We start from the raw sequence: 6442 nt of genomic DNA on the forward strand, positions 1-6442 counted from the left end.
TAGGCGGGTTTTTTATTCTCTGGCGATCGGCGCTTAGCGTTTGATCTGGCCCAGCAGGAAATCAACGATTTCACCGGTTTTGATCATTTGCTTCTCGCCGACGCGGCGGTTCTTGTACTCGATCTCTTCGTTATCGAGGTTACGATCGCCGATAACGATAGAGTGCGGCACGCCGATCAGTTCCATATCCGCGAACATCACGCCCGGACGCTCTTTGCGGTCATCGAGGATCACATCGATGCCGTGGGAGCGCAGGGTGTTGTACAGCTCTTCCGCCAGCGCCTGCACGCGGAATGACTTGTGCATGTTCATCGGCAGGATCGCCACCTGGAACGGCGCGATGGCGTCCGGCCAGATGATACCGCGTTCGTCGTGGTTCTGCTCGATGGCGGCAGCCACGACGCGCGTAACCCCGATGCCGTAGCAACCCATGGTCAGCACCTGGTTGCGGCCGTCTTCACCCTGCACGGTCGCTTTCATCGCTTCCGAGTACTTGGTGCCGAGCTGGAAGATATGGCCCACTTCGATGCCGCGTTTGATCAGCAGCGTACCCTGACCGTCCGGGCTGGCGTCGCCTTCCACCACGTTACGGATATCGGCCACCTGCGGCAGCGGCAGATCGCGCTCCCAGTTGATGCCGAAGTAGTGTTTGCCGTCAACGTTGGCACCGGCGCCGAAATCGCTCATCGCCGCGACGCTGCGATCGGCAACCACCGGCATCGGCAGCTTGACTGGGCCAAGCGAGCCTGGGCCGGCACCGACGATGGCGCGGATCTCTTCTTCGGTGGCGAAGGTCAGCGGCGCGGCAACCTGCGCCAGCTTCTCGGCCTTGACTTCGTTCAGCTCGTGATCGCCGCGCACCAGCAGGGCGACCAGCTTGTGGCCGCTCTCTTCGGTGGCGCGAACCATCAGCGTCTTCACGGTTTTTTCCACCGGCAGCTGGAATTGCTCGACCAGCTCGGCGATGGTTTTGGCGTTCGGCGTATCCACCAGGCGCAGCTCTTCGCTGGCTGCGGCGCGCGGCTCTGCCGGAGCGACCGCTTCCGCCAGCTCGATGTTAGCGGCGAAATCGGAACCGGTGGAGAACACGATATCGTCTTCACCGCTCTGCGCCAGCACCTGGAATTCGTGCGAGGCGCTGCCGCCGATCGAGCCGGTATCCGCCTGCACCGGACGGAAATCCAGGCCCATGCGGCTGAAGATTTTGCTGTACGCTTCGTACATTGCGTCGTAAGTCTCCTGCAGAGACTCCTGTGAGGTGTGGAAGGAGTAGGCATCCTTCATCAGGAACTCACGGGAACGCATCACGCCGAAACGCGGGCGCACTTCATCACGGAACTTGGTCTGGATCTGGAAGAAGTTCAGCGGCAGCTGTTTGTACGAACTGATCTCGTTGCGGATCAGATCGGTGATCACTTCTTCATGCGTCGGGCCCAGTACGAACGGACGATCGCCGCGGTCGACGAAGCGCAGCAGCTCGGGGCCGTATTGCTCCCAACGGCCGCTTTCCTGCCACAGATCGGCAGGCTGAACCACCGGCATGGAAACTTCGATCGCGTTAGCATTGTTCATTTCTTCGCGAACGATGTTTTCAACCTTTTTCAGAACGCGCAGGCCGGTCGGCAGCCAGGTGTAAAGACCGGAGGCCAGCTTGCGGATCATCCCGGCGCGCAGCATCAGCTGGTGGCTGATCACTTCGGCGTCGGCAGGTGTCTCCTTCAAAGTGGAGAGCAGATATTGGCTAGTACGCATGGTGTTTTGGTTCCGTTAGAACTGCAAATTGCATCGGGCTGCCAGAGTGGCGGCCAAAAAGTGATTTAGTTTACCAGCGCGAGCGGGTCGCCAAAAGAGAGGCGGCGGAATTTTAACGCGGGTCGAGCGACAGCACTTCGGTGTGACCGTCCACGACGCGCCAGCGCACGTTGAAATCCAGCAGCCAGACGGCGTAATCCCGTTCGACGTCCTCTCCTTTACGATAGGCGGGACGGGGATCTTGCGCCAGCACCTGGCTGATAAAACGCCTTAAATGTGGATAGTGCGCCTGATGTTGCTGCAGCTGCTGCTCGGCCTGCGGCGCAAAACGCACCGGCATATCGCCGGCGGGCGCGGCCTGGGCAAAACCGGCGCGGGCCTGCGGCTGGCTCTCGGCGAACGGCAGATAAGGCTTGATGTCCACCACCGGGGTGCCGTCGACCAGATCGAGGCTGCCCAGCTCGAGCGCCACTTCGCCGTTTTTTACCCGCACGCCTTTCAGTTCAATGAGGGACATGCCGAGCGGATTGGGGCGAAAGGTGGATCGAGTGGCGAACACGCCCATACGGGCATTGCCGCCCAGGCGCGGTGGGCGCACCGTTGGCCGCCAGCCGCCCTCCATGGTTTGATGGAAGATGAACATCACCCACAGATGGCTGAAATCGCTGAGGCCTCGCACCGCTTCCGCCTGGTTGTAGGGCGGCAGCAGCAGCAGTTCACCGCCGCCGTCTTCGACCAGCCCCGGTTGGCGGGGAACGGCGAATTTTTCTTTATACGGCGAGCGGATCACGCCGATCTGCTCGAAAACGAATTCGGTCATTTGGACGAGACGTTAAGCGCCGAGCCCTGACAAACGGCCTGCTGATAGCAACCGGCGACGCCGCTGACAATCTGGCAGTCGTGCAGCAGCACGGCGTTGGCCTTCATGTAAGACGCACGGATTTGCATGCGTTTACGGGCGGTGGCCAGATTTGGTGGAGAGTCTTGCACGGTGGTTTGGCACGATTCGCCGGACACTTCACCCAGATCGCGGAACGGCTTGCCCACGAGTTCTTCTGCACTTTTATACAGTTTTACCGGAGCGGGACGGGCGGCCGGCGTGGTTTTGGCCGGAGCGGTGGTGGTCGGCTTGCTGGTGCTGCTTGTTGAGGACGGCGCGATACGCTGCGATGAACATCCGGCCAGCGCGAGCGCTAACAAACAGAGAGGTAAAACACGCATTGAGATTCCTCTGCCTTAATGAAAGTGGCGCTATTGAAGCAAGCTATGGCGGAAATAACAAGACGGGCCTTGGCCCGTCTTGCAATTATAGGAATAAAATGGGTGAATAAGCGCTTACCAGCCTTTCACCGCTCCGCCGTTGAAGATTTTGTTGGCGGCTGCGTCAACTTCGTCAGACTGATAGGCCTGAACGAATTTCTTCACGTTTTCCGCATCTTTGTTATCTTCGCGTGCAACCAGCAGGTTGACGTAAGGCGAGTCTTTATCTTCCACGAACAGACCGTCTTTCGCCGGCGTCAGGCCGATCTGGCTGGCGTAGGTGGTGTTGATCACCGCCAGCGCGATCTGCTGATCGTCCAGAGAACGCGGCAGCTGAGGCGCTTCCAGCTCAACCAGCTTCAGGTTTTTCGGGTTCTCGGTCACGTCCAGCACGGTCGGCAGCAGGCCAACGCCGTCTTTCAGCTTGATCAGACCAACTTTCTGCAGCAGCAGCAGCGAACGGCCCAGGTTGGTCGGATCGTTAGGCAGCGCGATCTGCGAACCTTCTTTCAGCTCGTCCAGCGATTTGATTTTCTTGGAGTAACCGGCGATCGGGTAAACGAAGGTGTTGCCGACCGGCACCAGCTTGTAACCGCGGTCTTTGATCTGCTGATCCAGATAAGGCTTGTGCTGGAAGGCGTTCAGATCGATATCGCCTTTGCTCAGCGCTTCGTTAGGCAGCACGTAGTCGTTGAAGGTCACCAGCTCGACGTCCAGACCGTATTTCTCTTTCGCCACTTTCTGCGCCACTTCGGCGACTTGCTGCTCAGCGCCGACGATCACGCCGACTTTGATGTGGTTTGGATTCTTTTCATCCTGGCCGCAGCCCGTCAGAGCCAGAGTGCCGATCAGTGCGCCAATTGCCGCGATGGATTTAAATTTTAACGACATATCCCTTCCTCATTAGACTCGCATTAATATGCTGTGAAACTATTTATGGGTAACGGCTTTGACGATGCGATCGCCGCAGAACTGGATCAGATAAACCAAAACTACCAGTAATACTAATACGGTATTCATCACTGTGGCGTTATAACCGATATAACCGTATTGGTAACCGATTTGCCCCAGGCCACCGGCGCCGACAGCGCCGCCCATGGCCGAGTAACCCACCAGGGTGATCAGGGTGATGGTCGCGGCGTTAACCAGGCCCGGCAGGGCTTCCGGCAGCAACACTTTCTTGATGATCTGCATCGGTGTGGCGCCCATGGCGCGCGCGGCTTCCACCAGGCCGGACGGGATTTCCAGCAGGGCGTTTTCCACCATGCGCGCGATGAACGGCGCGGCGCCCACGGTCAACGGCACGATGGCCGCCTGCAGACCGATCGAGGTGCCGACGATCATGCGGGTAAACGGAATCATCCAAACCAGCAGAATAATGAACGGGATGGAACGGAAGATGTTCACCAGCCCGGACAAAATTTTATACAGCGAATTGTTGGCGATGATCTGCCCCGGGCGGGTGACATACAACAGCACGCCTACCGGCAGGCCGAGCACGAAACCGAAGAAGCCGGAGACAAAGGTCATCATGACGGTTTCCCATACGCCACGCGCCATCAACCACATCATTGCCTCAGACATAACCCAGAACCTCTACTTTTACCTGATTTTCTTGCAGGAACTTAATCGTCGCCAGCGCTTCTTCGTCGCTGCCGTGCAGCTCCGCCAGCATCACGCCGAATTTCACGCCGCCGGCATAATCCATCTGGGCGCTGATAATGTTGTTGTTCACGTTGAAGCGGCGAGCGGCTTCAGACAGCAGCGGCGCATCGACCGACTGGCCGGTGAACTCCAGACGCAGCAGCGGCTGGCGGCCGCCCTGACGCTCCGGCGACAGGCGCGCGGCGTAGTCGTCCGGGATATCCAGATGCAGCGTGGACTGAATGAACTGTTGGGCCAGCGGGGTTTTCGGGTGTGAGAACACTTCGCTGACGCTGTCTTTTTCGATCAGCTGCCCCTGGCTGATGACCGCGACCTGGTCGCAAATGCGTTTCACCACGTCCATTTCGTGGGTGATCAGCAGAATGGTCAGGCCCAGGCGGCGGTTGATGTCTTTCAGCAGTTCCAGGATGGAACGGGTGGTGGCCGGATCCAGCGCGCTGGTGGCTTCGTCGCACAGCAGCACTTTAGGGTTGCTGGCCAGCGCACGGGCGATCGCCACGCGCTGTTTCTGGCCGCCGGACAGGTTGGCCGGGTAGGCGTCGTGTTTGTCCGCCAGGCCAACCAGCTCCAGCAGTTCGGTCACGCGTTTCTTGATCTCGGCGCGCGGCGTATTGTCCAGCTCCAGCGGCAGCGCCACGTTACCGAACACCGTGCGGGAAGAGAGCAGGTTGAAGTGCTGGAAGATCATGCCGATTTGGCGGCGGGCGCGCGTCAGTTCGCTTTCCGACAGGGACGTCAGATCCTGGCCATCGACCAGCACCTGGCCGGAAGTGGGGCGCTCCAGCATGTTGGCGCAGCGGATCAGCGTGCTTTTGCCGGCACCGGAAGACCCGATAACGCCATAGATTTGCCCGGCAGGGACGTGAAGGGTCACGTCAGAGAGCGCGGTAATGGTGCGCGAACCCTGCTGGAACACTTTAGTGATGTTAGAAAGTTTAATCATATTCTTCTTATTTTAGCGTGGTTGCCCGTGGCTAGATAAAAGTAAACCTCGGCGTGGAACCAAGGTATGGATCAGATGTTAAGGCGTCTAGACGTCTAAGTCAACGGCCAACGACGTTCTCCGGCGTTCTCAGCGTGGGGTAAAACATGCGATACTGTCAGCGTATACAGGCCCTCAGGAGCAAAGCGGTGACACAAAGCGTTCCAGCAATTTTTCTCGATCGTGACGGTACGATTAATGTTGACCATGGTTATGTCCATGAAATCGACAACTTCCACTTTATCGACGGCGTGATTGACGCCTGTCGCGAACTCAAAAAGATGGGCTTCGCGCTGGTGATGGTGACCAATCAGTCCGGCATTGCGCGCGGCAAGTTCAGCGAAGACCAGTTTATGTACCTGACCGAGTGGATGGATTGGTCGCTGGCCGATCGCGACGTTGACTTCGACGGCATCTATTTCTGCCCGCATCATCCGGAGGCGGTAGTAGAAGAGTATCGTCAGGTGTGCGACTGCCGTAAACCGCAGCCGGGCATGCTGCTGCAAGCGCAGCAGGAATTGAACATCGATATGGCCGCTTCTTATATGGTGGGCGATAAACCGGAAGACATGCAGGCGGCGATCGCGGCCGGCGTCGGCACCAAGGTGCTGGTGCGTACCGGCAAGCCGGTAACGGAGCAGGGCGAAAAGTTGGCCGATTGGGTGCTAAATAGCCTGGCGGACCTGCCGGCAGCCATCAAAAAGCGGGTTTAATAGGCGTTACGAATGAATAGTGAGCGGTCAGATAAAAAAAGCATATTATCGCTTGTCATTCTGAACCGGC

The 6442-nt window shown here is 58.4% G+C and carries 7 protein-coding genes; 1 reads left to right on the top strand and 6 read right to left on the bottom strand.

The genetic code is table 11. From position 1 onward, the window contains the following. Positions 1 to 33: 33 nt before the first annotated feature. The 6 genes from proS to metN all read right to left on the bottom strand — a co-directional run bounded on the left by proS (position 34) and on the right by metN (position 5620). A complete protein-coding gene (proS, locus tag AAIE04_RS24940) occupies positions 34 to 1752 on the bottom strand; it encodes a proline--tRNA ligase (RefSeq protein WP_074055982.1) in 1719 nt (572 codons plus the stop codon). Positions 1753 to 1864: 112 nt separating this feature from the next. Continuing rightward, on the bottom strand, positions 1865 to 2572 hold the full coding sequence (gene tsaA, locus AAIE04_RS24945) for a tRNA (N6-threonylcarbamoyladenosine(37)-N6)-methyltransferase TrmO (RefSeq protein WP_498577852.1): 708 nt from the start codon (positions 2570 to 2572) through the stop codon (positions 1865 to 1867). Next, positions 2569 to 2973, bottom strand: coding sequence for an envelope stress sensor lipoprotein RcsF (gene rcsF, locus AAIE04_RS24950; RefSeq protein ID WP_004932006.1), 405 nt, complete (start codon positions 2971 to 2973; stop codon positions 2569 to 2571). Before rcsF ends, tsaA begins: the two co-directional genes overlap by 4 nt. 114 nt (positions 2974 to 3087) lie before the next feature. Beyond that, positions 3088 to 3903, bottom strand: a complete 816-nt coding sequence (locus tag AAIE04_RS24955) for a MetQ/NlpA family lipoprotein (RefSeq protein WP_019455780.1) — start codon at positions 3901 to 3903, stop codon at positions 3088 to 3090. Positions 3904 to 3942: 39 nt separating this feature from the next. After that, positions 3943 to 4596, bottom strand: a complete 654-nt coding sequence (locus AAIE04_RS24960; RefSeq protein ID WP_004932010.1) for a methionine ABC transporter permease MetI — start codon at positions 4594 to 4596, stop codon at positions 3943 to 3945. Beyond that, positions 4589 to 5620, bottom strand: coding sequence for a methionine ABC transporter ATP-binding protein MetN (metN, locus tag AAIE04_RS24965; protein WP_498577853.1), 1032 nt, complete (start codon positions 5618 to 5620; stop codon positions 4589 to 4591). Before metN ends, AAIE04_RS24960 begins: the two co-directional genes overlap by 8 nt. A gap of 188 nt (positions 5621 to 5808) precedes the next feature. Here metN and gmhB point away from each other — a divergent pair, with 188 nt between their 5' ends. Beyond that, positions 5809 to 6372 (top strand): D-glycero-beta-D-manno-heptose 1,7-bisphosphate 7-phosphatase, encoded by a 564-nt coding sequence (gmhB, locus tag AAIE04_RS24970; protein WP_015378880.1) that lies wholly within the window; start codon positions 5809 to 5811, stop codon positions 6370 to 6372. Positions 6373 to 6442: the final 70 nt, after the last annotated feature.

It is taken from the genome of Serratia sp. Ae19-1, from assembly GCF_059801225.1.

What these genes read in the sequence shown, in the direction of transcription:
- proS (WP_074055982.1), bottom strand. Translation starts at nt 1,752, where the DNA reads ATGCGTACTAGCCAATATCTGCTCTCCACTTTGAAGGAGACACCTGCC.
- tsaA (WP_498577852.1), bottom strand. Translation starts at nt 2,572, where the DNA reads ATGACCGAATTCGTTTTCGAGCAGATCGGCGTGATCCGCTCGCCGTAT.
- rcsF (WP_004932006.1), bottom strand. Translation starts at nt 2,973, where the DNA reads ATGCGTGTTTTACCTCTCTGTTTGTTAGCGCTCGCGCTGGCCGGATGT.
- AAIE04_RS24955 (WP_019455780.1), bottom strand. Translation starts at nt 3,903, where the DNA reads ATGTCGTTAAAATTTAAATCCATCGCGGCAATTGGCGCACTGATCGGC.
- AAIE04_RS24960 (WP_004932010.1), bottom strand. Translation starts at nt 4,596, where the DNA reads ATGTCTGAGGCAATGATGTGGTTGATGGCGCGTGGCGTATGGGAAACC.
- metN (WP_498577853.1), bottom strand. Translation starts at nt 5,620, where the DNA reads ATGATTAAACTTTCTAACATCACTAAAGTGTTCCAGCAGGGTTCGCGC.